At 52.1% G+C, this 25,441-nt stretch carries 17 protein-coding genes and 1 pseudogene; 5 read left to right on the forward strand and 13 right to left on the reverse strand.

All coding sequences use genetic code 11. The features are described from left to right. Positions 1 to 1,060: 1,060 nt before the first annotated feature. Together ACIX9_RS22605 and ACIX9_RS22610 are read right to left on the reverse strand one after the other, a co-directional pair. Positions 1,061 to 2,019, reverse strand: a pseudogene (locus tag ACIX9_RS22605) (IS5 family transposase). A gap of 145 nt (positions 2,020 to 2,164) precedes the next feature. After that, on the reverse strand, positions 2,165 to 3,433 hold the full coding sequence (locus ACIX9_RS22610; RefSeq protein ID WP_157478367.1) for a glycosyltransferase family 4 protein: 1,269 nt from the start codon (positions 3,431 to 3,433) through the stop codon (positions 2,165 to 2,167). Positions 3,434 to 3,826: 393 nt separating this feature from the next. Here ACIX9_RS22610 and ACIX9_RS25240 point away from each other — a divergent pair, with 393 nt between their 5' ends. Next, positions 3,827 to 4,813 carry a glycosyltransferase gene (locus ACIX9_RS25240; RefSeq protein ID WP_013573209.1) on the forward strand — a complete coding sequence of 329 codons (987 nt, stop codon included), beginning with the start codon at positions 3,827 to 3,829 and terminating at the stop codon, positions 4,811 to 4,813. A gap of 208 nt (positions 4,814 to 5,021) precedes the next feature. Here ACIX9_RS25240 and ACIX9_RS22615 read toward each other — a convergent pair whose 3' ends face one another. The 7 genes from ACIX9_RS22615 to ACIX9_RS22645 all read right to left on the reverse strand — a co-directional run bounded on the left by ACIX9_RS22615 (position 5,022) and on the right by ACIX9_RS22645 (position 13,272). Further along, entirely contained in the window at positions 5,022 to 6,176 is a 1,155-nt protein-coding gene (locus tag ACIX9_RS22615; protein ID WP_013573210.1) for an acyltransferase family protein, read from the reverse strand. 519 nt (positions 6,177 to 6,695) lie between these two features. Further along, a complete protein-coding gene (gene rfbD / locus ACIX9_RS22620; protein ID WP_013573211.1) occupies positions 6,696 to 7,610 on the reverse strand; it encodes a dTDP-4-dehydrorhamnose reductase in 915 nt (304 codons plus the stop codon). A gap of 2 nt (positions 7,611 to 7,612) precedes the next feature. Beyond that, complete coding sequence (gene rfbA, locus ACIX9_RS22625) at positions 7,613 to 8,488, reverse strand: glucose-1-phosphate thymidylyltransferase RfbA (RefSeq protein WP_013573212.1); 876 nt, start codon at positions 8,486 to 8,488, stop codon at positions 7,613 to 7,615. Further along, a complete protein-coding gene (gene rfbB, locus ACIX9_RS22630; RefSeq protein WP_013573213.1) occupies positions 8,488 to 9,627 on the reverse strand; it encodes a dTDP-glucose 4,6-dehydratase in 1,140 nt (379 codons plus the stop codon). Before rfbB ends, rfbA begins: the two co-directional genes overlap by 1 nt. 39 nt (positions 9,628 to 9,666) lie before the next feature. After that, positions 9,667 to 10,269: a dTDP-4-dehydrorhamnose 3,5-epimerase gene (rfbC, locus tag ACIX9_RS22635; protein WP_013573214.1), complete on the reverse strand. Its 603-nt coding sequence runs from the start codon at positions 10,267 to 10,269 to the stop codon at positions 9,667 to 9,669. 350 nt (positions 10,270 to 10,619) lie between these two features. Then, positions 10,620 to 12,116 carry a lipopolysaccharide biosynthesis protein gene (locus ACIX9_RS22640; protein ID WP_013573215.1) on the reverse strand — a complete coding sequence of 499 codons (1,497 nt, stop codon included), beginning with the start codon at positions 12,114 to 12,116 and terminating at the stop codon, positions 10,620 to 10,622. A gap of 10 nt (positions 12,117 to 12,126) precedes the next feature. Further along, positions 12,127 to 13,272, reverse strand: a complete 1,146-nt coding sequence (locus ACIX9_RS22645; RefSeq protein WP_013573216.1) for a glycosyltransferase WbsX family protein — start codon at positions 13,270 to 13,272, stop codon at positions 12,127 to 12,129. Between the two features lie 501 nt (positions 13,273 to 13,773). On the opposite strand from ACIX9_RS22645, the gene ACIX9_RS22650 reads away from it, so the two are divergent. Then, complete coding sequence (locus ACIX9_RS22650; protein WP_157478369.1) at positions 13,774 to 14,697, forward strand: glycosyltransferase family 2 protein; 924 nt, start codon at positions 13,774 to 13,776, stop codon at positions 14,695 to 14,697. Between the two features lie 134 nt (positions 14,698 to 14,831). On the opposite strand, the gene ACIX9_RS22655 is transcribed toward ACIX9_RS22650, so the two are convergent. Then, the gene (locus ACIX9_RS22655; protein ID WP_013573218.1) at positions 14,832 to 15,989 is read right to left on the reverse strand and encodes a glycosyltransferase family 2 protein; all 1,158 of its coding nucleotides are present in this window, start codon (positions 15,987 to 15,989) and stop codon (positions 14,832 to 14,834) included. Positions 15,990 to 17,620: 1,631 nt separating this feature from the next. Between ACIX9_RS22655 and ACIX9_RS26600 the strand changes: the two genes are divergently transcribed. Then, positions 17,621 to 18,118, forward strand: a complete 498-nt coding sequence (locus ACIX9_RS26600; protein ID WP_013573219.1) for a hypothetical protein — start codon at positions 17,621 to 17,623, stop codon at positions 18,116 to 18,118. 1,089 nt (positions 18,119 to 19,207) lie between these two features. On the opposite strand, the gene ACIX9_RS27860 is transcribed toward ACIX9_RS26600, so the two are convergent. From ACIX9_RS27860 to ACIX9_RS22680, 3 genes are all read right to left on the reverse strand, one after another. Next, complete coding sequence (locus tag ACIX9_RS27860; protein WP_041598246.1) at positions 19,208 to 19,465, reverse strand: glycosyltransferase; 258 nt, start codon at positions 19,463 to 19,465, stop codon at positions 19,208 to 19,210. Between the two features lie 374 nt (positions 19,466 to 19,839). Further along, positions 19,840 to 21,000, reverse strand: a complete 1,161-nt coding sequence (locus ACIX9_RS22675; protein WP_013573221.1) for a glycosyltransferase family 4 protein — start codon at positions 20,998 to 21,000, stop codon at positions 19,840 to 19,842. Between the two features lie 57 nt (positions 21,001 to 21,057). Further along, on the reverse strand, positions 21,058 to 22,257 hold the full coding sequence (locus tag ACIX9_RS22680) for a glycosyltransferase family 4 protein (RefSeq protein ID WP_013573222.1): 1,200 nt from the start codon (positions 22,255 to 22,257) through the stop codon (positions 21,058 to 21,060). Between the two features lie 378 nt (positions 22,258 to 22,635). Here ACIX9_RS22680 and ACIX9_RS22685 point away from each other — a divergent pair, with 378 nt between their 5' ends. Next, positions 22,636 to 23,970, forward strand: a complete 1,335-nt coding sequence (locus ACIX9_RS22685; protein WP_198152254.1) for an oligosaccharide flippase family protein — start codon at positions 22,636 to 22,638, stop codon at positions 23,968 to 23,970. Beyond that, complete coding sequence (locus ACIX9_RS22690; RefSeq protein WP_013573224.1) at positions 23,967 to 25,394, forward strand: O-antigen ligase family protein; 1,428 nt, start codon at positions 23,967 to 23,969, stop codon at positions 25,392 to 25,394. The genes ACIX9_RS22685 and ACIX9_RS22690 overlap by 4 nt, the downstream gene beginning before the upstream one ends. Positions 25,395 to 25,441 lie beyond the last annotated feature (47 nt).

The following is a 25,441-nucleotide window of genomic DNA, read 5'->3' on the forward strand; positions in this document are numbered from 1 at the left end:
AGGGCTTTGGGGCTGGCTCGCGTATCTGGGTGCGATGTTTGTAGTCGGGGCGAGCGACTTTTCTCAAGAACTTTGGGCGATTAGATTTGCATTAGCAACGCCCTTGCCAGCCTGCATAGTGGCTTTGAGGTGGCATAAAGTTGCAGGTCTTTGGCTGATCTTAGCTGGATGCTATCTTCCCTACGGGATGGTGGTTCAGCGGACATACATGATTCAGGTAAAGCACTTTCCGAATCAATTCACTATTTTGCGAACGACAGAACAAAACCTCATTTTTGTATTGCCTCTTATTGGAATTCATCTATTTGCAGTGTTCACGGGTTTGCTGAAGTGGCCGCAGCTCATTCAATGGCCTGCAGACCGTAAGAGCCTCGCATTGGATACTTAGCTCATGGTGCATTTGTCTGTTAGTCCTGTTCATGACATCAGAACGGGTGAGTGCTGGTCCCGACCGATCTACGGTACGCCGATGTGGCCGCTCCCAGAGCAGGTCGGTTCATCAACACGGGACTGGCCTTATACGAATTGCTTGACTGATGCGAGTGCAGACCGTGGAAATGACGCGCAACAATCGCGCTTGGAAGTCGCAAAGGCGACTCCCACATTCCTCACGGCCTCGACGACGAGTACCTCTGCTTTACCGCACAACTCAAGATCATCGCGTCATGCAAAACCCATGAGAGTTGAGCGATCACGATCATCAAGGCAGCGGGCAACATTGCTTGGACAAACGTCTGGCGGAATGGATCCGGCTTGCGGAAGAGATGCCTGATGATCGTGGCGGCAATCAGGTGAACCAAGTACATAGCGTAGCTGATTGTTCCGAGGAACCTAAAGGCTCGGTTCGCGGAAGTCGGCAGACCCACCAGCCACTTCCGGAGCGAGGCTTGAGAAGCGAGCGTTACATTGGAAACCCTAAGGAAACTCTGCGCAGTCGGCTGATTTGACGTTATGAGTAAACGTCTTGAGTCGGCGGCCAGTTTGTTACGATGCTACCGTGCTGTATCTGGTTTTGGCTGAGTGTGCGCTGTGTTGAAGAGTCGTTGCCCGTTTTCGGGCGCTATGCGGCCAGCCCTGCCAGGTGCTTGCGGTGGAGGTAGAGGTTGATGAGGGCGAAGTTAGTGCATAGCCGGTGGTGGTTCTTGGCGATACCTCGGTAGCGCACCTTGTCGAAGCCGAACACGCGCTCAGGATACGGAAGACATGTTCTACTTTCGCTCTTACTTTTGATTTCGTCGTATTTTCTTCTTTGCAGCTTCATCGACATAGTTCTTGAACCTGGTTCGCTTGCAGGTCATGTCCTGGGCTTTGGGCGCGGCCTGCCGGATGGCCTTCGTCTGGCCTTGATAGCCGCCGTCGCCCCACACCTTGCGCTCCTCCCCATGTAGCAGATCGGGCAGCATAGGTACGTCCGAGACGTTGGCCGCCGACGTTGCTACCGAGTGCACGTGACCTTCTTTTGCATCAACGCCGATGTGCGCCTTCAGTCCGGAATACCACTGCTTGCCCTTACGAGTCTGACGCATCGCCGGATCACGCTCTTTCTTCTCGTTCTTCGTCGAAGAAGGCGCGTGGATGATGGTCGCATCGACGATGCGTACCGGTCTCGATGCGGATGCCCTTGGCTGCCAGATGCAGGTTCACCGCGTCGAGCATGGCACCGCCAAGGTCATGCTTTTCGAGCAGGTGACGGAAGCGCAGCACCGTCGTTTCATCTGGCGCCGGAGCCACGCCCAGGTCGACGCCGGCGAACCGCCGCAGCGTGGCGGACTCGTAAAACGCCTCCTCGACGCCAGGGTCGGACAAATTGAACCACTGCTGCATGAAGTAGGTCCGCAGCATGCTTCCAAGCCCGACAGGACGACGGCCGTTGCCGGCCTTCGGGTAGTGCGGTTCGACCAGAGCCTGTAACTCGACCCATGAAACGACCACTTCCATCTCATCCAGAAACAACTCCCGCCGAGACTTCCGCCCATACTTCTCAAAGCTCGACTGCGACGCAAAAGTCTGCTGGCTCATCGCCATCCACCCCTAACCATCAGATTAATCCATCAGGCCGCCGACGCAGAACTTGTGCAGAGTTCCCATAATGTGCCTCTGCTGAGTTTTCTTGCCAAATCATAAAGATTTACTTCGTTACGTTTTCACTCATGATCATCGTAGATTAGTAACGAACTGATCTATCAATGCTTCGATCCTTTAGTAACGCAGGCCGCTCGTGTGCCTGTACTATGCTCTGCACAATCTTCGTGAGCTCTCGCGTGTAAGCGGTGTTACTTAATCTTTTCTCATAGTCATCGCGAGCGCGAAGGGCTGTCCTGATATACCTGGGACGATCTCTAAAGAGAGCGGCTAGCCATACGGCATATTCCTTGGCTTCGGCCCCGGGCGGAAGAAGCAAACCCCAATCTCCATTGGAAACTACAGCAGAAACCCCTCCGACGTCGGATGCAGCAACAGGTAGAGCGTATGCAGCAGCTTCGTTGAAAACGATGCCTTGAGCCTCAGCTGTAGAAGGCATGAGAAAAAAATCACTCTCTGAGTAAAGGGTATCCAAAAGGGAGAGGTGTTCCACAGAATCTTTGCTGAGTAGCCCATGGACCTTAACGAAGCTTGGGAGATTTTGCGGGGAGCAACCAACTATATGCAAAGTGACATCTATGCCGAACGTTCTTAGTTCGCCAGCAATTTGTACGGCAAGTGGACCTCCTTTGCGTTCAAATTCGCGACCAACAAAGAGTAAACTGCATCGCTCGCCGCTCCTATTCCGCAGCGCTCTTTCGACATTCTCTCGCGCCGGATCTTCCCTAAAATTAGCTCCGAAAGGGAGGATATGAACACGTGCGGGATGGATATTGTAGTCGACGATGGCGCGGCCGGCAGCCCATTGTGAAGTCATGACTAAATGTAGATTTGGTTTCGAGAACGCGATCTGGTCCAATTTAAAGCCCGAAGCTACAATGTGCTTTGGCTGCATGGAACTGTGGAAGTAAGGATAGGTTTCAACTATCTGACCCCAAGTCGCGTCCAGCAGTACAATTATGGGCTTAGAGGTGCGCAGGTACGCGGAAAATGCTGCAGAGACCGTGATTATGGCATCTGCACTTGGATATTTCTGCAGTCTCCTGGTGCCAATCGCCGAAAACAGTTTGGTAAGAGCTAAGTGGCGGTCAGGATGGTAATGAAGCTTTTGTGTGAGTCTGTAAGAATGATAGAAGGCGGCAATGAGCAGTCTTCTCAGTCGAGGGGCAAGTCTTCCAATCACATGAACGTGGTTTCCTGCTTTCCGAAGGCCCCCGATTATGTAAAAGGCAGTTCCCGCCCAGAAGCGCTTATCCTCCGGATCGTTTACATCGTAAAAGACCAGATCTAGAGGGCCAGCGCTTTTGAGGAATGTTTCATTTAGTCCGTTGACAGATTGGGTGGGTCTCATTCTCTTCCCCGGCTTCCTCGCTGCCGTCGGAAGCGAACTCTCATCGATGGTGGCCTCCGAAAGCTGGATTAATCTTACCCCGCGAGAGTCAGGTGTGCCTATAGGAAATGCAGCGAGGAAATGAGCTTGGGACAATCCTAGACGTAAGGGGAGGTCTTTAGCAGCGGCATCAGGAATCGACAACATCGTCCATCGGGACTCGGGCCCAGTACAATAGGAGCAAGGGTATGCAGGTGCATCCTGCAAGCCTTCTTTTCTGTTCCAACTCCACTGCCTGATGAATCTTTTTCTCTCATCTTCTACAACTTCAGCGGCCCCTCAATAAGAGACTGTGGGCTGGCACTTCCGCCCAGATCATTCACTGTCTTCGACACTTCAAGCGAATGGAACTCCATGTCAAATCTCTTGTCTATAGGCGTCTTAATAGCGTCGTACAAACGTCCGGCTGATCTCTTGCGATGCCTTGATAGTCTAAAGTCCCAAAATTGCACTCCAGACGATGTAGTCGTGGTACTCAGGCACGATGATCTCGAAAGTCATCACGCTCTGGATTTTTATCAGAGTGCGAACTTACCTATACGTCGTGTAGCCGTGCACACTCCGGGTCTTGTGGCGGCACGTAACACAGGTATCGAGGCTTCGACAACTGATGTTGTTGCAATGATTGATGACGACACCGTTCCTCAACCGGAATGGTTGTGCAGAGTTGTCGCCGCTTTCGCTGAGAATCCGTCATTAGGTGGGCTTGGAGGTCGGGACCGTTGTTTTGTTGACGGAGCTTTTGACGATCGACAGCGCGAAACGGTCGGCAAATTGCAATGGTTCGGAAGGACCATTGGAAACCATCATTTGGGATTTGGCAGCATGCGAGAAGTAGATTTACTTAAAGGCGCAAACATGAGCTATCGAAGGAAAGCTCTAGAAGATTCGCGTTGCGATACAAGACTGAGAGGACTAGGGGCACAGTCGAGTGAGGACATCAGCCTATGCGTCTCGGTAAAGAAGAATGGGTGGAAATTGGCCTACGACCCGCTTGCGCTCGTGCACCATTACGCTGGCGAACGAAGTGAAGAGCGCCATTACAGTGGCGTTGGTAGAATCACCAACGTAACGCCCTTTCGTGATTTTAACTATAATGAGGTGGTGGGGCTCTGGGGTGCTTTGACACCACTAGGAAGACTTGCTTTTTTCGTTTGGTCATTACTCGTTGGAACGCGTGTCGCTCCAGGCTTACTTCAAGCTATTCGGTTTACCCCTACACTAAGAGGCAACGCGTGGCTCCGATTCGTGGTAGCTCAGCAAGGAAAAATGGGTGCGTTTCGTGACCTCACCTTTGCCTTGTTCTTGTCTAAATCGAAAGGTAATACTCATTCTTCCTAATAACTTGTTGGATTGTTGAATAGTCGGAGCGAGCGTCTTTCCTTTGGAGCGGAAAGCGCAACAATGTAACCCTTATCGGCAGCATCGCCAACCTCTTGATAACGCAGCGCTCGAGTCTAAACGTTATCTATACCTATATCAGGTGTACCGCTCTCGTTTTCCGCCGCTGCAACCAGTCCTATAGCCTCAGTTCGTTCTAGTTTGGCTACTAGCCAATACGGGGTGTCTCTTGCGGTGCATTCCCCGCAATCTTTCTACCTAGCTTTATGCCCGGTCTTTCGATCAACACATGAGTAATCATTGCTGTGACCGCCAGCATCGTGACCTCTACAAACTGAATCAACCAGAAATGAGGGGACGAGGATAAGGCAAATCTTCGCACCGGCGTAAAGCGCAAGGAGAGCAACGCCAATCCCTGTAGCAGATAGATACCATAGCTAACGTCTCCTAGACGAATAGCTGCTCTCATCGTTAGGAGGCCGAAGATGCTGGCTCCTGAGGAGACAAGGAGGAAAACGACGCCGAGGAGAATAGACGTTATGGGTGCGTAGGTTGTCCTGGGCAGGAAGGCCGCAGCGCACAGAAGGATACTCATGACTGACGCATACCTATCCGGTAGTGCCGTGAGCTGATCCTTCAGAGGGACGGCTAGCATCCCGAGCGAAAACAATAGCATGATAGACACGTTTGTGGGTTTCCATCCATCGCCTCTTGGCATGAGAGTTGCTGCTATCGCAAAAGCCGAGGCCGCGAACGTAAGGAGTGGCGTCCGCACCTTCGGATACCTCGCCAGGAGAGCCAATATCGGCAGGCTGAAGTAGAAGCACCATTCGTACTTAATCGACCACGTGACCCCAGCAAGGAACATGTGCGGGTCCTGATACTGAAAGGCTCCGAGGCTCACGAGCGGCTTGAGTTGTGTGTAGATGGGCAATGGTGCGCCATGGACCTGATCGAGAGCAAACGCTAGCAGCACTGCAAATATATAGAGCGGGCCGATACGGAAGATCCTCCCAATGTATAAAGAATGCCAGTTAGGACGACCTTTCTCTTTGCAGAGTTTGAACCAGAACAGGTAGCCGGTGATCATGAAAAACAAGGAAACGCCGATTGGCCCGAGTTCGGTGTAGTAGCGCGAGGGTGAATCCTGCCAGTTGCCATCGAGCAGAAAGTTACGGTAGATCGCGATGTGGTGGAAGACGACCGCAAACGCAAGGAACCCTCTCAGCCCATCAAGAGTGCGTACACGCTTGATCTCTAAGGTAGGAGCCGTGTCTGCCACCGAAAACAGAGGGGTTGACGCGAAAGCTAGCAGCCCGACGACGCAGACCACAGAGGGCCAAATGGAGTAAAAGCTCGTCATAACGACAACATGCCTCCCTCGGTGGCCTTTCTTTGTTGGAATTTATAATAAATTAACCTGCGTGCGGGCTCTCATTGAGACGTTTTGAGGTCAGCGCTTGTCTGCATATCCGTCGGCGATCACTGAGCCTATCATGTCCGCGGAAAATGCCATGCTTTGATGTTCGCCATGGCAGAAGGGAAGAATGTGCTTGGCACTAAGCGGAGAATCTGTACCGCAAAGCAGGGTTAGCATATTACCTCGGGCTGTATGTTCGCACCGTGACCTATATAGATTGCCACACACTGGGAAGCGCAACATTGGAGTACCCCAACCTCTCCCTTTGTCCGTCCATTACCGCTCCTTAAACCTGAGCAGATGAACAGAAGATTGGACAAAGGGTTAATGCTCAGCGGAGGTGTGTACTCTCGAGGCTATTTTCTTATTTGTTGTCTACCTGGCTGGAATTTACCTGCCCCAGAACCAACGAAGCAAGTGACCATCTAGCCGACTGGGTCACCGGTTGCGGAGGTTGGACGGTTAGGAAATCTCTTTAAGGACTTCTCCGAGTGCCGTCTGCCAAGGACGCATTTGGATGACGAAAGTGCGACTAAGTTTAACGCAGCTGAGGCGGCTGCTCGCAGGGCGTCGAGCGGGCGTTGGGTACTCGGCTGTGGGGATGGGGATCAGTTCCGCGAAACTAATGCAGGGTTCGGCCGCGCGCCGGAGACGGAGAGCCTCTTCCGCGAAGCCGAACCACGTCGTGTCGCCAGAGTTAGTTGCATTGTAGATGCCTTGGATCGAGCGGATGGCTTCCGCAAGGTCACCCGCACCTGCCGTCTCCTCGAGTTGGGCGACGATGGTTGCGGTCATCTGCGCCAGATCCCGGGCAGCGGTAGGTGCACCATGCTGATCGGCGACGATGCGCATCTGCGGTTGCTGACGGGCGACGCGGAGGATGGTGCGCAGGAAGTTCTTGCCGGTAGCGCCGTAGACCCAGGAGGTGCGGAAGATGAGGTGGGCGGCACCGCTGGCTGCGAGGTTGCGCTCGCCGGCTAGCTTTGAGAGGCCATAGACGCCGAGGGGCTTCGCGAGGTCAGTCTCCTCGTAGGGCCGTTCCGCGTCGCCTGCGAAGACGTAATCGGTCGAGAAGTGAAGGACAGGTGCGCCGATCACCGCGGCCTCTTCGCCGAGAATGCGGGGTGCCTCTGCATTGACGGCGAAAGCATCTTCCTGATCGGATTCAGCGCGATCGACCGCCGTATAGGCAGCGGGATTGATGATCCACTGCGGGAGCAGGGTGCGGACGACGTCGCGGATGGAAGCCGGGTCGCGGAGGTCGAGCTGCGAGCGGTCAGGCGCGTGAACTTCAAGAGATGGATTCTGCGAACGAAAGAGCCGTACGAGTTCGCCGCCGACTTGGCCGGTGCTGCCTGTAATCAGAATTCCGGGCATATTTAGTAGATGGCCTCTTCGAGCAGGTGGGTGAGATAGCTGCCGTAAGTGCTCTTGCCGAAACGGGCGGCGAGGGTGCGGAGCTGATCGGCGTCGATGTAGCCAAGGCGATAGGCGATCTCTTCAGGGCAGGCGACCTTGAGGCCCTGGCGGTGCTCTAGGGTCTGGATGAAGTTCGAGGCGTCGAGCAGGGAGTCATGGGTGCCGGTATCAAGCCATGCGATGCCGCGGCCGAGGAGCTCGGTGCGGAGTTCGCCGCGCTCCAGATACCAGCGGTTGATGTCGGTGATTTCGAGCTCGCCGCGCGGCGAGGGCTTGAGGTTTTCGGCGATCTCTACCACCTGGGGATCGTAGAAGTAGATTCCGGTGACGGCGTAGCGCGATTTGGGCTTGAGGGGTTTTTCTTCGAGCGAGATGGCGCGGCGACTGGCGTCGAACTCCACCACCCCGTAGCGTTCAGGATCATTGACCGCGTAGGCGAAGACGGTGGCACCGTAGGGTTGGGCTGCGGCTTCGCGGAGGCTGCGGGCGAAGTCGTGGCCGTAGAAGATGTTGTCGCCGAGGACTAGGCAGCAGCCCTCACCGGCGAGGAAATCCTTGCCGACGAGGAAGGCCTGGGCGAGGCCGTCGGGCGAGGGCTGGATGGCGTACTGCAAGTTAAGACCCCAGCGCGCGCCGTCGCCGAGCAGCTGCTCGAAACGCGGGGTATCGTTGGGGGTGGAGATAATGAGGATGTCGCGGATACCGGCGAGCATGAGAGCCGAAAGAGGGTAGTAGATCATCGGCTTGTCGTAGACGGGCAGGAGCTGCTTGGAGATGGCCTGGGTGACGGGGTGGAGGCGAGTGCCGGAGCCTCCGGCGAGGATGATGCCTTTCATTACTGGGGCTCTCCGGACTCGGTGCGGTGCGAGTAGTTCTGCTGGATCCAGTTTTTGTATGCGCCGCTGGTGACGTTTTCGGTCCAGGCAGTGTTTGCGAGGTACCAGGCGACGGTCTTGCGCAGGCCGGTTTCGAAGCTTTCGGTGGCATGCCAGTTTAGCTCGGATTCGATCTTGCGCGCGTCGATGGCGTAGCGGCGGTCGTGGCCGGGGCGATCGGTGACGAAGCGGATCAGCTGTTTATGCGGTGCGTAGGGCGAGTGGGGGACGAGCTCGTCGAGCAGGTCGCAAAGGGTGTTGACCACCTGGAGGTTAGCCCGCTGGTTTCCGCCGCCGACGTTGTAGGTCTCGCCGATGCGGCCGCCAGCGAGGACGGCGCGGATGGCGGAGCAGTGATCGCCGACGTACAGCCAGTCGCGGACCTGCTGGCCGTCGCCGTAGACGGGCAGCGGCTTGCCGGTGAGGGCTTGGGTAATCATGAGCGGGATGAGCTTTTCAGGGAATTGGAGGGGCCCATAGTTGTTGGAGCAGTTGGTGACGAGGGTAGGGAGCTTGTAGGTGTGGTGCCAGGCGCGGACGAGGTGGTCGGAGGCGGCTTTTGAGGCGGCATACGGGCTGTTGGGCGCGTAGGGGGTGTCCTCGTGGAAGGCGGGTGCGTCGGGGGTGAGGGTCCCGTAGACTTCGTCGGTCGAGACGTGGAGGAAGCGGAAGGTGACCTGCTCTTCGGGGGTGAGGGTCTGGAAGTAAGTGTGAGCCTCGCGGAGTAGGACGAAGGTGCCGTCAATGTTGGTCTTAAGGAATGCTTCGGGGCCTGAGATAGAGCGATCGACGTGGCTCTCGGCGGCGAAATGGAGGATGGCGGAGGGATGGTGCTCGCGGAGGAGGCGTGCGACGAGCTCGCCGTCCAGGATGTCGCCGTGGACGAAGTGGTAGGCGGGATTGTCCTGAACCGGGGCCAGGCTTGCGAAATTGCCGGCGTAGGTTAGCTTGTCGAGGTTGATCAGCGGTCGGGCGTTGGGCTGTTTGAACCAGTCGAGTACGAAGTTGGCTCCGATGAAGCCTGCTCCGCCGGTAATGAGGACCGGCTGGTCTTGGTTGGAGGGCTTTACAAATGGGCTGGTAATATCTGTCTCCTTCAATGTCTGATAGGCAAAGGACTGGTACCTGACACCTTGACGCTATTTAGGCAAGTACGCCGGTGGCAGCTCTGCTTGTGACATGTAGGAGCCAGTGGCATCCTTTGCAGAGATGTTTGGTACGCCGAGACCCTCTAAAGGCCAATCAATCTTGAGTGAGGGGTCATCCCAACGGATACAGCGTTCCCCCGCGGGATAGTAGTACCCAGTTGTCTTATAAAGGACGTTGGCGGACTCAGACGTAACAAGGAAACCATGGCCGAAGCCCTCAGGAATCCAGAGGAGCTCCAGCTCATCACCTGTCAATTCGAAACCAGCCCACTGACCAAAATCCGGTGAACCAGGGCGTAAGTCAACAGCGACATCCCAAATCGTGCCAGAGAGCACACGCACGAGCTTGCCCTGTTGCTTGCCGAGTTGATAATGCAGACCACGGAGGACACCTCGGCTTGAGTAGGATTGATTTTCCTGAACGAAGTGCTCCGGCAGCCCCAATGCCGAGAAACCCTTGCCAGTGAAGACCTCTGAAAACCAACCCCGTTCATCGGGGTACTGTTTTGGCCGTAGCAACTTTACATCCTGCAACGGTGTATCAATGACTCGCATAACGCTATGATCACACAAATAGACCATGCTAATCGTCATCAAGCCCCAATGAGAGAAATTCTTCAGGCCGAATGTTACGGCACATTCTGCAGTACTCTTATCTGGAGCGCGTCTCCTCTATTTAAAACGGATAAAGCCGACATCATCAGTGCCATGACTGGAACGCCCAGAGGCTTTTTGACCGCGGATTCATATCTCTCGAGACGACCAAAAGTTGGTTGAATGGATGGCGATAGCCGGCAAGTTCTGCTGATAGGTTCTCGTGCGCAACGGATGCGGGCGAGCCCTAGCCTATTGACATAAGTCCGCTTCCATTAGGTCTGACTAGTACAAGAGATGCCAGCAACTGTTACGGATATATGCGACATTCGTTAGGCGCCAGACACACTTCAGGATGGCCGTAACGTTCCCCTAATATTGCGCAACATTTTTACAAAGTCACGTCCGCCCGGGAGCATCATTAGCAGGACGACAAACAGACTATAGCTCAGGAGCAGGAGGCCGACCATTTGGGGAAGCGTCCAGGCAGACCGCATCCAATAAAGCGGAATCGCGACCAGCAATGTGGTGATGATGAACGGAATCAAAGTCTGCACAACGTCGGGCAAGGTAATGACACCCTTCCGCGTCATGACATAGAGCATCAATGGCATTTGAATAAACGTGAAGGAAAGGGAAGACACACATGCGACACCCACAGCTCCCCAATGCACACCAATCGCAAAGGAGATGATGCTTATGAACGCGGTTGCCACGGAGGCCTTCATCTGCTCGTCCGTGCGATTCTGCGTGGAAAAGATCCATCCTGTGCTTGAGAATAAGGGTGCTATCAAGCCGCCGAAGCATACCCATGCAAAAATCGGAGCCGCAAGCGTCCACTTGGGTCCCAGCATCAGTGGAACGAGATGCTTCGCCGTCATCACACAGAACAGCATTGCAGGCATGGTAAGAGTCAGTGCTATGCGTAGCATGTGTTTATAGCTGGTTTTGTAAAGTTCTGGCTTATCCTGCAGCCGCGAAAGCAGGGGAACGGAAACCTGGCTGATTGGCGACAGAAGCTGATTAAGAGGGCCAATCGTAAGCGTGTAGCTCCGATCATAAAGACCAAGTTGCACTTTGCCTGACACGGCGCCCACAATCATATTGTCTGCTGTCATGCTGAAATACGTCGCCACATTAACCAGCGTGAGATTCGCTCCGAAGCGCATAAATGCGCCTAGCTTCTCAGCCTTGAGAGTCCGCGTAGGAATCCATCGAGTATACATAAAGGCAAGTACGAGACCGGCCAACGAAGTTGCAACTTGGCCGATTACCAGAGACCAGTAGCTGAAGCCTTTTGCCGCAGCCGCGATGGTGACACCCGTCCCAATCAGAAGGCCTGCCACATCAATAGCGGAAAGGGGTCCAAACCGCATCTCTCGTTTCAGTAGCGCATTAGGAACAAGTCCAAGAGTGGCGAGAATAAGCATTCCACCCATAGCCATTAGGAGCGGGGTCGTACGCGGCTCATGGTACAGCTTGGATGCCAGCGGCGCGATCAAGCTGAGTAAAATTGCCAGCCCTGCGCTAATCAGCATATTGCGCCAGAAAAGAGCAGATATCTGCTCTTTGGTGATGTCAGGTGACTGGACGATAGCTTGCCCAAAGCCAAGATCATTGAAGGTACTCAGGAAGCCCAAGATGGGAGATACCATCGCTACCATGCCAAAGTCGGCCGGGGTGAGCAGCCTAGCAACCACAATGGCGGACCCAAACTTAATCACAAATTTCGCAGCCTGCGCACCCATAACGAGCAGACCGCCTTGAACGGACCGTTTTTTTAATTCTTGCGCATCAAAGGTCGACTTGAGTGTTTCAGGGGGAACACTTTCTTGGGTAGTCAACATGTTGGCCACCCTACTGCGAAACACCAGGGAAAACAACGGAACGGATCACGTCTAGGTAGGCATGGCCGTGCAGGACGTCCGGCTCAACGTAGTTGCCTTCAGCCCATTCATTCCATGCTTTTAGGAACACAATCCGCTGTTCTACGGAGTTAACGGAGACATGTTGAACCGCTTTTTGCAGCAATGTTCTAAACAGTTCTGGAGTTTCACCCTCAAAAATCACGCCTCTATGAGAAGAGCGCGGAGTGTTATCCCAACCTGGCAGAACGCAAGGAAGAAAACGTTCTTCCTGCGGCATATCCTCTAACGCACGTGCAACGACATCCTTGTACCGTATCCGGGTTGGACGCCGCCAAGACGTTGGTTTCAGATGATTTAGCCTGCCCCCGAAGTCCAGTTCCTTCCACTTGCGTACAAGATCACGACGCTTCGTAGTGCGCCCGATCGTCTCCAGATAGTCCTGGGGCACCAACTGAGTGACCGCGTCAAATGGCCTGAGGATCGGGTTCCGGTAACGGTCTATACCGTCTGCATATTTATTAGAAATGGCGACCAGATGAAGACCGGGATAGCCGGCTTTATGGGCCAACTCTCTCCAGTGTTCACAAAAAGCCTCTGTCGAAGGCATGTCATGTGGCGCAAAGATCACGAACATGGGCTTCCCATCAACGCATGTATAGCGAGGATCCTCAAAAGCTTTCTGCGCCCACCGGAAATGAAGCTCCTCATCCGCACGTCCCGGGTACTCCTGCTTCATCAGAATTGATCGAGGGTTTCCATGCCAAATTCCTGTCCAGGACTGATTTGCCCAGGCAAGACAGAAAGGGAAATCGGGTCTGCCACTGTCGCGCACCTCTTCAAATGGACGTTCCAAAATGCGTTTCCCGTGACCCCACCAATAGTGCCAATAGCAGAAAGATTCTACGCCTGCATTGCGAGCCAACTCCGCCTGTTTTTCGCGAGACTCTGGCACCCGGAGATCGTAAAACCCAAGGTCTGCCGGTAGACGTGGCTGCTTATGACCACGGAACATCGGTTTCGCTTTCGCTACGTTAGTCCACTCCGTGAAGCCCGGGCCCCACCATTCATCATTCTCAGGAATAGGATGAAACTGTGGCAGGTAGAAAGCGATCACTCGGGCGGCAGGAGACTTCATGGATCCTCATTAAAATCGAAAGTCAGGGTGATGAAATCGTTGAAATCTTTAGGTCTGTTATGGCACGCCAAAGAGCCTACTTGGAATATCTTTTTTGACCGACCTCCCAGTAGGCTAACACCAGACTCCATGGCCCGCAAACGGTACATCACTCGGCGGCACTGACAGTGCCAATTCAGAGCGCTTCAGCCGAACGGTTGCCAGAAGAAGGGCGATTCGAGTCTAGGTATAGCTAATTCATTTAGCTCCATTACTTTTGTAATGTTCACAACCATCTTGTCTCTACAGCTTCACGCCAGAGGCTCTGAGGTGATGCACAATGAGTTCCTCCACCTTCTTAGACTCGTTCTGCCACCGGCAGAGCCGCTTATACTGACGTTGTTACCCTTCCATGTGTGGAACATGAAGTTGCGATCGCAATGATTGATGAGCTTGGCCTCTCATCCCTGCTGCATTACAGTTAACAAGAATTGGGAGGCGAGTATTTTGATAAGTATAGTCGTGCCTGTTTATAACTCCGTGGCCACTTTGAAGCGCGCCTTAGATAGCGTGCAAGCTCAGACATTCAGTGATTGGGAATTGATCGTTGTAGACGATGCTTCATCAGACGGTACTGTGAAGCTTGCTAAGCAGCTGTACAGTTCTGACAACCGCTTCCGCTTCATCCTAAAAGAAGTAAATACTGGCCCAGCAGAGTCGCGTAATTTAGGCTTCGATCAAGCACGGGGTGAATGGATCGCTCTACTCGATGCTGACGATTCGTGGCTCCCTAATCGATTAGCTGAACTATTATCGGCTTCTTCTGATTCTGATCTGATAGCCGACAATTTAATGACCTATGACGTCTCCATCAGGAGGGAGACCGGGCCTTACTATAAGGACTTTTCCACTCCTGTTCTGACATTAGCAGACTACCTTATTGGCTGGTTAGGCAATACCGAGCTCGACGGAGGCTATCTAAAACCGCTGCTTAGAACAAGTTTTCTTCGCACACATAACCTTCGATACGACTGCGCACTTCGCCACGGAGAGGATTACCTCTTATATTGCAAGGCGTTATGTTGGGGAGCACGCTTTAAGCTTATTAATAGTTGCAATTATATCTACACTACGCCTATTGGTTGGTACAGCAAGGAAAAGTCCGTGCACACACGAACCATCCCGGATCCGATTGCCTTAGCGAAAGCAATGCAGCATTTCCGAACCGAGATCTGCGATAGGTTGTGTGCTAGAGATAAAGATTTGTACGACAGAAAAATTGCTGAACTGTACGCCACCGAAAATTGGTGGGCCTTCGAAGGTGCTTGGCGCGCAAAAAACTATTTTCTCTGTCTTTACCTGCTTCGCTACTCTGCTGTTCGCAAAGGCTTTTGGGTTGTCCTTCTTTCTAAGCTAAATCTCTACACGCCAACTCGACCACGCTAGCAATGTACGTTCATGAAGGGTGTCCCTACAGGGACTCAGCAGATGTCACCATTCCTCTCGCGTCCGTGACGCTGCTGCCACACACACATACGCGAGTGATAAGAACATAGAAGATGGACGGCTCATCGAACCCTTTATTTCACCATCTCGTGGGCTCTACGTTTCCTTAGGACAAATGCTCTAGCTGTACTCAATACGGGCATGCGACCTAGGAGTCGAATGACGAACGACATCGTATCGTCGGGCCTAAGTAGTAGACGACCCTCTCTCCATCTGCCTGCACGACAGAGGCGGGCTGCTGCGCTGATAGCATGCGCCCTGACCTCACTCTGAGATATTGTTGGTCTGTATTGCTTCATTGCCGCGAGAGCATCGCGAATATACCTGCAATCGCCCTCGTCTAACTCGTAGGGTCTGTAGGAGGAGAGTTCAAGCAACTTAGCGGCAACACAAGCACGGAAATCGACAAGCTCATCCTGCCCCAGTACCACCTCAGTGCTCTTCGTCATCGCCTTCAGGGTGGGAACGATTTTTAGAGAATTGACTGTTGTACTGTTGAACACTATGTCATTCTTGTGTTCTCGTCGCCTCCTTGCCGAAAATGCCGCGAGTTGAGAACCTATCGCCATAACGCGCCCGTTGACAACTGACGAAGACGAAAGGCTGTTCTCATGAACACGATAATCAGTCAATATCTCTGTTAAGTTATGCAGTTGACCGATCTCGCTCAACCGCCATAAAAGGTCACTGTCCTCCGCGAGCGGCACATGACGATAGCCGCCAATGCGATCGACAGCGCTCCGCCTGACAAGCCAAGTCGGGTGTATTATATACGGCTCTTTTGCGGGGAGCGAATAGGGATTACCTTTAATAGGCATACTCAGACGGCTATAGCTACCTGTAGGAAGCCCTGCTTCATCAATATGTCTGGTATTCGATCCGACTGCCACAAAATCGGGATTATCGTTTAGAAATCTGAGTTGTGTAGCTAATCTATCTGGCTGAGCGATATCATCCGCATCAAGCCGAGCGACATACCGCGCCCTACAATAGCCTAATCCGTTATTAAGAGCATCCACGATCCCGTTATTGGCTTGCGAATACAGTCTGATCCTAGGATCATCAATCATCAATGCTTTCACCAGCTCTCCGGTGCCGTCGGTTGAGCCGTCGTCGACAATGTGCACTGAGAAATCTTTGAAGGTCTGGTTTTGAAGCGAGAGGATTGAATGGGTGATAGTCTTGGCAGCATTGTACGCGGGAATGAGGACATCGATGTGATCGGGTGACATATGGAGTATCTAGACCTGTAAACACGTTCCAGCAAGTGTTGGCAGCACGACTTGCCCTTTATCAGTTTGCAATAAACGATGGATTCTAGCATTGTCATACAGCAATAATTTGCTGCTAGTGATCGCCTGAACGACGATGAGACGGTGAGCTCATTCTACTCTGGTAGCACCTTGCGCGTCTGATATCGCCTGAGAGGCTCTGATATAGAGGGTGTTGAATCGTCGCGGTGCGCCCTGGATTTGCTGTGGGGTTGTGGGTTGGATGTGGCGGCCCTGTTTGGCTGAAGTATTGAGTTGCTCGGCTGTAGTCTCGTACTGTTTTGATGAATTCTCCTATGTTCAGGCGCTCCGCTGGTTAGGGTGTTGCTGAAGATGGCCAGCGATTCTTTCAGGATGGAGCCGTAGCAGATTGTGGATGGCGAGTAGCTTTGGTCAATTATCGCAGCTTCACCTTAGCGAGTGCCCGAGTCCGCTTGAGGAGCCGAAAGCCTTTTCGATCCGCTGGCAGCGGGTTGCGGACGGGAAGATCCCTATGCTTCGTGTCATCCGCCGGTGCGGATAGAGACCAAGTAAGAACCTGAACGTTTTCCTGTATGGCAAAGATCGATGTCAGCTCGGAATCACCGGGGGGAGTGATATCTACAACGGATCAGATGGTAAGTATGACCCTAGATCGGCTATGCCCATCCGTTATGCAGTTGTGCGGCAAATGACGACGTTTGTCGGGCTAGATGTTCGAGGGATGAGGCAGTTTCTCGTGCTTCCGCTGTTCTGCGGCGAGAACAACGAGAAAAGCTTCCATACAGTGGCTCGTGTGTTTGGCCCGGCCTTGGATGGCATGACCCCGGAGATGTCTGGTCGCCTTCTTGCGCTGACGGCTCCCAGATGTCCTCGCGACGTGTTGTCTGGAATACGGCCCTTCAAGAGACAGAGGACATGAGATGTAGAGAGCAATGCGGTTTGGCATTCCGCTGAAGGTGATCTATTCGCTCCGCTTATTCTACTCAGGCCAGTGCGGGGAAGGAACAACGCTATGCGGCCATCCCATCGTACTCGCTAAAAACATCGCTCGAAGGTGTGCGGAGTTAGACTGAGTGCACGGCAATGGAAGTTAGGGGTCGCGCTCTCGACGGAAGAAAAGGTCTTAAAAATATAAAGGATCCCGGAGTGTTGACTCTATCTTTGACCGAGTCTAACCAAACGAAGGTCAACGTTGTTCATCATCACTATCTTCAGGCCGAAAAGCAGCATTGTTATGCTTCCTGCATCTGCGTTCTGCCAATCAGAGCAGTCCAAAGCAAAGCGCGGACACTCGGGTTCACCAGGACTCTTTGGATGTGCATTGTGAAATGCCGAAAGCAAGTTAAGTATAGGATCGTCGCCTTAACAAGGAGCGATCGAATCCTCTTGATGATAGGACGCTAAAAAGCTAGTGACGTCTGTGTTCACGCTTACGCTGCTATTGCCGCCGACCCTCATCGAGATCGATGAGCTTTCAACCTGGGAAGAGGCAACACTATCTTCAGGAACTATCTGTTGTTCTCAACGTAAACTCAAAGCTTTTGACAGAGAAATTGTTACGAACAATTTCAACTTGATGGAAAACCAGCTATTCTAAATCTGAGGAAAATATGCAAACAAACCAAATTGTGGCACTCATTGATCAAGAAATTGCACACCTGCAGCAAGCACGCGCTTTGCTTACAGGGTCTGATGAGAGGGAAGAGACAGGCAAGCAGCGAGGCAGGCCGAAAGGTTCTCTCAACAAACCTACCAAGGTTTCTGGCGGCGTCGTGCCGCCGACCGGTAAGCGAAGCATCAGTGAAGAAGGGCGAGCACGGATCGCAGCTGCTCAGAAACTAAGATGGGCGGCCTCAAAGAAATCCACTAAACCTGTCAAAGCTGCCAAGAAAGCCAACAAAGCAGGGGTCACGAAAGTAGCAAGTCCCCTCCTAAAAAAGACGGCTAAGGCATCGAAGAAAACGTCTCGTGCAAAGATCGTGAAAGCTAAACCCGCTGTAGCCAAGAAGACGTCTTTCAAGCCTGGCACTTCTAAAAATGTGTCGAGCGCCAACGCCGCGGCCAGCTTGGCAGGCGGTGAAACGCAATCTACGACAGAAAACTCGTAATATTGCGGACCTAACTCGGCCTCCGTCATCGTCAGTCCAAGAAGGTGCAACGCGATAGTTGTGCCTTCTTATTTTCGACCCCGCACGATGCTTAAGAGAGCGCTCATCTTGGATATCCAGGCAGTCCGGGGAAGTTGTTTCAGACATACGGGTTCTGTATACAGTCCGGCTACTCTTTGAGAAAAGGAAGAGCGCTCTCACTCTGTTCTAGAAGCGTAATTAACGAGGGAAGTCGGTACACGGCTTACGCTAAGTTCATATTAAGAAACTGAACGTTGGCGGAAAGTTCCCAGCATCCAGACTACCCGTCAGTAATGTTTGTCGACCGCAACTCTTGCTAAGGTTAGCCACCGCATGCCATCCTGTAACACTTGTCACAGGAGGGAGACACACGCGGCAGGAACGACGAAACTGAGCAATCGTTCGATTGTCGAGGACTTTAGGCGAGTTCGAGACTGTACAGCGTTGATCAAGAAAAAAGCGCCCCGAGAAGATTCACCGAACTTAGAAAACACGGGTCGCCATGATTTCGAGACTCATGCTAGATGCCATGCAACTCATGATCAGATGGTTGCGTTATACTTAGGAGAAGGTCTGGTTACTAAACCATAAAGGGGGTCATCCCGCTACAGGGAGTGGTTCGAAGAGTTGGTGTTAATCGGACTCCAGGTTGGCGTGATGATCTTTGACGTGTACATCGTCCCTACGTAGTACCTGAGTATCAAGCAGGAAGATAACGTCCGCTACCTATCGCGTCTTCAGAGCTGTCTGCATGAATGACGGGGTTTACTGCGAACCACTGTGCGACGGTCGCTAGAGCTGCGGAATTCATCGTCACAATCGATCTTATGCACTACTCGAGGTCCGAGCGCGAGCTGACGATCTTGAGGACGCCTGGAAGCGCAATCATTGTGACCAAGAGCAATGCGATTATAAGGTCGTTCATTTAGTTCTCCAAGTTCGGAGGCTGAAAGTTGACACGCCGCGTCACACAACCTGAGATCCGAAATCGAGTTCCAAAGTAACACAACCGCTATAAAGCTGTCAGGTCTATCCCTATTGTCTCTCGGTAGACCAACTAACCGTTATTCACAAAGTTCGGTGGAGCTCGCTGGCAATCATCGTATGGCTCGGGGGCTGCTCCGATATAAGCATCCCCGAGGGGAATGACCAAAGATCATCGATTTCGCAACAGATGATAATGTCGCTACCCAGGTACAGGACCTCCTCCAGACTGGGATCTAGGTATTCTGTCATGAACAGCCGGAGGTACATCGCAAATGTCAGATGACTGTGGCGTAGATAAATGCTCGTACTTGGCTCCTGTTGATAGACGATGGGCTCCAAGGAGCCTCGTTCAGCTGGAACTAGGGACCTAATCTTAGCAGTATTCCCGATCTATTTTGGACGCTGAAGCAATGAAGATTCGAAACTGTGTACTAGGATTGTTTTGAAAAAGGAACCAATTGTGACACCAAGGTGTTGCCAAACTGTCCCATCAATGCAGAAAGGACCGAAATCGTCATAGTTTCCCATGAATCAGGTGCTTGGTCATTCGTAAATCCACGTTTGCAGGCTACTGCCGAAAGCCTGTTGTGCCATCACGCAGACCTTTGTTGAACAGCATTAGATTTGAGTTCGTCTGTCTTTAGGGTGGCCGAGCAGAGAATTGAACAATGTTGGCGTGAAATCACGCCTACGCAAAACCCCGAGCTACGACATTATAAAAGCTCACGATAAACGGCAACCGTTCGCTCGGCCATAAGAGTGGAATTATAATTCTCCCGTGCATACGATTCGCAATTGGACTGGCTGGGAAGTTTCACTTTCCCCAGCAACCCGGCAATGAGACCGTCTGCAAGATCCTCCACAGAGGAAGACCGGAAGATTAAGTTCTCAGAAAGGGATGCCACTACCTCCGGAAGACCACCAATCGGAGTGACCATAGAAGGAGTTCCGGCAGCCAAGGCTTCAGCAGCGACCAAGCCAAAGCCTTCTAGGGCCAATGTGGGGACCACATTTATGTCTGCCGCGCGGTATAAACGTGGCAAAGATGCCTCGTCAATGTAACCAAGAAATCGTACGTACTTGGTAAGGTTATGCTCTCGCACCTGTCGTTCTAAAGAGCTTCGTAGGCCTCCCTCTCCTCCGATGCAGAGAAGTACATCTGGGATTACCTTTGAGATCGCTGCCACAGCCTCGATCAAGTTGGATAATCCCATTCGTTGAACCAGACGTCGAACTGAAAGCAAAATCGGACGATCTGTGGGTAAACCCAAATGTAACCGCGCATCTTGGCGGGTGTCTGCCAAACTAAAACGTTGAATATCGACCGAGCCAGGCACAATACGGATAACCTCAGGGTTCACCGAATACCTATCGGTGACAAGCTCAGCAAACGCTTTGGAGAGAACAATGACCCGGTCGGAATTACGATAGACATAATTTTCCACCTGAGCCTTGGCAAATGCCGCCCCAGAGCTACTGCCTTCCTGTTTGGATTCATCTGCCCATGGACCGTGAAAATGAGTGACTTTTGGTAAACCCTTCATGAGATCCAAGGCTGGTGCCGTATAGAGAGCGAAATGCGATCCTACAATATCGGGCCTGGACTGTTTCAGAATTTGTCCTATCACCTTGCGGGCCCCCATGAGGCGGTTTGCCATACCGGCGCCATCAAGCGCAAAGTTGACTACTTTTCCTTGTGTGAATTGGGATACATCATCAGGTCCGCCTACGACCCCAATCAAGTCAATGCCAGCAGAGGGCATGTATTTTGAGAGTTCGGAAAAAACGCGGCCTTCTCCACCGCTCCCATACTTGATACCAATGTGGAGGGCTAGAGGATGTTGCAGGTCCGGAAGGTAAGCGGATGATGACATAAGCTCCAAACATGGTCACTGACGCGATGAAGTAATAACGAACAATCTCAAAATTGATTAGGAGTCCGACTGACTAAGTTCTTGGTAAAAACGGCTTACGCCGTCAGCCGTCTTCTCTATTCTGAAATAGTCAACGACCCTCTGGAAACCTTTATTTCCCATTTCTGCACGCTGTTCAGGGTGAGAGAGGAGAGTCAACATCGCATTTGCCATGGATTGCGAATCTTTCATCGCAACGAGAATTCCTGTTTCGCCGTTGAGGACAATTTCAGGAATTCCTCCACCGCGAGTTGCGATGATAGCTTTGCCGGCAGCCATTCCCTCAATGACAACCTGTCCGAATGGCTCTCCAATCGTAGAGGCATGTACGACGAGATCAAGTCTCTCAATTTCCATCTGAATGTTTGAGATAAAGCCTAGGAAATCTACACAACAATCAAGCTGGAGGTCCATACAAAGTTTGTGAATGTGCCTCTCGTACTCCTCTTCCCCAAACAGGGCAGATCCAATAATTTGAAACCGAACCTCCGGAAAGCTTTGATGAACAATTGCTGCGGCCCTCAAGAAAACATCCTGTCCCTTCCAAGGCGAGATGCGTCCGATAAGCCCGATGGTAACAGCGCCAGCTGTTATGGCTTGCTTCTTTGAGGAGGTGCTGAAATCAAACCCATCGTGAATCACTCGAGACAGGCCCTTCCAGGCCAAACGCTCTTTGCGCAAATCGCCGTGTGGGATGAGATGCAGCGTTTCCATGGTGGCGTGGGAATTGGTGATTACTGCATGCGGGATCCAACGGGTCAATTGTCGGAAGAAGCTGACAACCCGAGCAGGAAGATAGTCAACTTCTATCCGATCCCGGATATGCCAAATCACTTTTGTGCCTGCAAGCCGCGCCGCAAGCCCCCCCAAAATATCAGCTTTTAGTGAATTTGTGTGGACGAGGTCAACCCTAAGCCTCTTTATCGTGCGGCTGAGTCTCCAAACATAACCAACAAGCTCCATACCCTTCTTGAAGAAGTCTATCTTTCCCGAGCTGAGGCCATCTTTCCGGGCTTCACGAAGCTCCCCCGAGAGGGGCTCAACATGGACCTCCGTAAACATCCTCAGCCGCTCAACGAGCGGACCTTCTTCACACAGCAGAACACGATGATCTATTAAGGCCGGGTCGAGGTGGCGGATAAGCGCGCACAAGGCGAGTTCACCACCCCCCAATTTAGCAGTGTGATTGACGAAGAGTACCCTTATCTTCCTTTGCAATCCCACCTCGGTGTAAGACTAAGTTGAGCTCATCTAAGATAGGCTAAAGTATGCTCCGGGGCTAACGCGGACATATTCGGCTCAGCTCTCAAACAACCAGAGTTAAATAGCACTCACAACAAAAGTTATGTCTAAAGTAAGACGACATGATAAAGCGACCTAGCTTGATTTGAACAAGATATCCTTGTAAAGTATACACTGACGGGATTGGATGTCGAGCTGTGGGAGAGCCGGTAATTCCTTGAAATTGCTAGTCTCTCCCTTTACTGAACTGCTGGCATCCGGAAACCCGTTCGTCGGAAGGAATTCAACATTTCTCAAGACGTAGATGAACTAGATCCTTTCATACTCGAGGACGCCCCGATAGACTCTGCATCTGTGCCGGAGCCCATGGTATCTCAAGGTAATGGAACAAACGCAATTGCTAATACGTTGGTCAGCAGAATCCTGCAGCAAGGATTGAATGCAGCGACAGGCATTGTTACAGCTCGCGCTTTGATGCCGAGCGGACGAGGGCAATTGGCTGCCATGATTCTCTGGTCCTTGTTCCTGGCAGGGCTTACGACTTTTGGATTACCGACTGCGCTGATCTACTTTATCTGCCGCCATCCAGAATTTAAAGAAGACCTTATTAGCTCGGGCTTGGCGATGAGCGTGTGCGCAGGTGTAATAACGATGGTGGTGGGAACCTACTTTCTCCCATCATGGCTTCATCAATATCCATCTTGGGTGGTGATCAATGCACAATGGTTTCTTATCTTTACGCCAATATGCTCTATCACGCTCGCCGGCCGTTCCGTTCTAGAGGCAAATGGACTTTTTGGGAAATCAAACGCGCAGCAACTGATGGTTCCTGCACTAACCCTTGTCGGTTTGCTCTCAGCTTTAGCATTTCATCATCTGACTGTGAGTATTGCGGCTTTGGCTTACACATTGCCGACGATACCTGTCTTTTTCTTCATGTTGAAGCAACTCAGGCCGCTGCTGCCAAAATACTTGCACTTTCCCAGGCTGTGGGCCTGTCGTATGTTGCTCAGCTATGGAATTCGGTCATGGGGAATAGATCTCCTTGGCACATTGGGAAGCCAAGTTGATCAGGTTCTTGTGATCCGCCTGCTCACACCTGCCGATATGGGACTTTATGCTGTCACTCTAAGCTTATCCCGCATTATGAGCGTTATCCAGTCTTCCGCTGTCACTGTCCTTTTTCCAAAAGCAACGGGGTTGTCGACGGAAGAGGTCATTGGACTCACAGGACGCGCAACCAGGATTAGCGCAGGCCTAACGTTGATGGGCAGCTTAGTAGTGGCGTTTGTCGGTCCGTGGCTCTTAAAGATCTTCTACGGAAGAAAATACATCCATAGTGTTGGTGCGTTTCGAGTGTTGTTGCTGGAAGTGACGATATCCGGCTGCGCCTTCTTACTGTCGCAAGCTTTCATGGCTTTGGGCCGACCTGGATTGGGAACTGTACTGCAAGCAATCGGACTAGCACTAAGTATTCCCCTAATGCTGTGGCTGATTCCGATGTGGGGGGTACTTGGGGCCGCAACCGCCCTCACTATTTCAACCGTGGCCAGAACTATCCTGGTATATTTCTCGTTTAGAATGTTTCTTAAGATACGGCCGCCGGATATCATTCCAAAGCGGGAAGATTTCATTCTACTGAAAGATCAGATGAGCCTTCGGTTCAAAGGACGGAGCTCCGCCGCATGATTGCACGTTGTCTCGCCCGCATCAGTCCTTCCCATCAGAAGATGTGGCTCTTGGCCGCAGTTGCTTGTTTGTCTTTTGTCTCACCAATCGCAAGGGTGCTTGTATATGTTTTGCCCCTCTTGTCACTCATCCTAGCGGTATATTTTGTCCGAAAGGACAAGACGGCGTACATAGAGCTAGTGTGTTGGCTCTATATGTTGACACCCTTGGTGCGGCGTTACATCGACTACAAGACAGGCAGTACAGAGACCACAATCATGGTGGCACCCTATGTCGCCGTCGGTGCATGTCTATGGGTATTAGTGCCGCAGTGGACGAAAATATTTCAGTCACGGTATGCTGCGCTTCTCTGCGTGTTGGCAGCAGTTATATATGCCTCAGCGACAACAGCTTTTCAAATGCTCTTAGGTGGCTTAGCGTCAGGAATTGCCGCCTGGCTAATGAACCTTTTGTTTGCGTTTTACTTGGTAATAGAACGCAAACACATCCGAACGATGTACGCCGGCTTTGAACGAGTCATGGTGTACGGCACGCTTGTCGTGGGCGCTTATGGGATTCTGCAATACTTCATCTTCCCTGATTGGGATCGAGTATGGTTGGAGCTAGCCGAACTCGTGTCATTCGGCGCTGCACGTCCCATGGAAGTTCGGGTGTTCAGTACGATGAACGCACCTCAGGTTGTAGCGGCCTATCTGGTTGTCGGGATTTTTATCTCATATGGGTCTAAATACAAAATCAGATATCTTTCCCTGTGTGCCGGCTTGGCCTCGCTCCTCCTCTCAATGAGTCGTTCTTCTTGGGTGGCGTTTCTTGCGGGTGCGTTGTTCCTTGCATTCCGTCTTCCTACGCGAGAGCGTAAGAAGATCGTGGTCATTGGGGCCATCTGTCTGGGAACCATCTTGATCGGTCTGCAAGTTCCAGCCCTGAACGAAACTCTCACCGGCAGATTTAACAGCCTGACAGACACGAACGACAATAGCGCCTACGATCGAACTAAAACCTACTCTGCAGTATTCCATTCGATTGCCACCTCTCCATTTGGGTTGGGGTTAGGCGTAGAAGGAGACGAAAAGGGAAAAGAAAGCACTTCGGACGCGGAGCACGACAGTTCCGTCGTCAATCTATTGCTGTGCTTTGGTGTTATTGGGTCGATAGTCTTCTGCATCGGCCTATTTAGCGCGAGCTATCGCATTGTTCTTGCTCCAAAATGCGAGCTTGTGATACCTCTGACCCCTATCCAAACTTCGCTCTTTGCACTAATTGCAGAGGCTGCGTTGAACAATATCTTAACCGGCCCTATTGCTTTTTTGACTTGGTGCGTAATCGGACTAGGCTACGCTACAATGGAAGCCCGCATAGATGTTCGGAGGCGCTCTGTGCCCGAAACTCTGCTCCATCAGGGTGAGCCGGAAGTTGCGTTCTGATGCGAATTTTCCATATTCTGAACTCTCTTACCAATAAGGGAAATGGC

This window comes from Granulicella tundricola MP5ACTX9, assembly GCF_000178975.2.
Lineage (GTDB): Bacteria > Acidobacteriota > Terriglobia > Terriglobales > Acidobacteriaceae > Edaphobacter > Edaphobacter tundricola.

What these genes read in the sequence shown, in the direction of transcription:
- ACIX9_RS22610 (WP_157478367.1), bottom strand. Translation starts at nt 3,433, where the DNA reads ATGAGACCCACCCAATCTGTCAACGGACTAAATGAAACATTCCTCAAA.
- ACIX9_RS25240 (WP_013573209.1), top strand. Translation starts at nt 3,827, where the DNA reads ATGTCAAATCTCTTGTCTATAGGCGTCTTAATAGCGTCGTACAAACGT.
- ACIX9_RS22615 (WP_013573210.1), bottom strand. Translation starts at nt 6,176, where the DNA reads ATGACGAGCTTTTACTCCATTTGGCCCTCTGTGGTCTGCGTCGTCGGG.
- rfbD (WP_013573211.1), bottom strand. Translation starts at nt 7,610, where the DNA reads ATGCCCGGAATTCTGATTACAGGCAGCACCGGCCAAGTCGGCGGCGAA.
- rfbA (WP_013573212.1), bottom strand. Translation starts at nt 8,488, where the DNA reads ATGAAAGGCATCATCCTCGCCGGAGGCTCCGGCACTCGCCTCCACCCC.
- rfbC (WP_013573214.1), bottom strand. Translation starts at nt 10,269, where the DNA reads ATGACGATTAGCATGGTCTATTTGTGTGATCATAGCGTTATGCGAGTC.
- ACIX9_RS22640 (WP_013573215.1), bottom strand. Translation starts at nt 12,116, where the DNA reads ATGTTGACTACCCAAGAAAGTGTTCCCCCTGAAACACTCAAGTCGACC.
- ACIX9_RS22645 (WP_013573216.1), bottom strand. Translation starts at nt 13,272, where the DNA reads ATGAAGTCTCCTGCCGCCCGAGTGATCGCTTTCTACCTGCCACAGTTT.
- ACIX9_RS22655 (WP_013573218.1), bottom strand. Translation starts at nt 15,989, where the DNA reads ATGTCACCCGATCACATCGATGTCCTCATTCCCGCGTACAATGCTGCC.
- ACIX9_RS26600 (WP_013573219.1), top strand. Translation starts at nt 17,621, where the DNA reads ATGCAAACAAACCAAATTGTGGCACTCATTGATCAAGAAATTGCACAC.
- ACIX9_RS22675 (WP_013573221.1), bottom strand. Translation starts at nt 21,000, where the DNA reads ATGTCATCATCCGCTTACCTTCCGGACCTGCAACATCCTCTAGCCCTC.
- ACIX9_RS22690 (WP_013573224.1), top strand. Translation starts at nt 23,967, where the DNA reads ATGATTGCACGTTGTCTCGCCCGCATCAGTCCTTCCCATCAGAAGATG.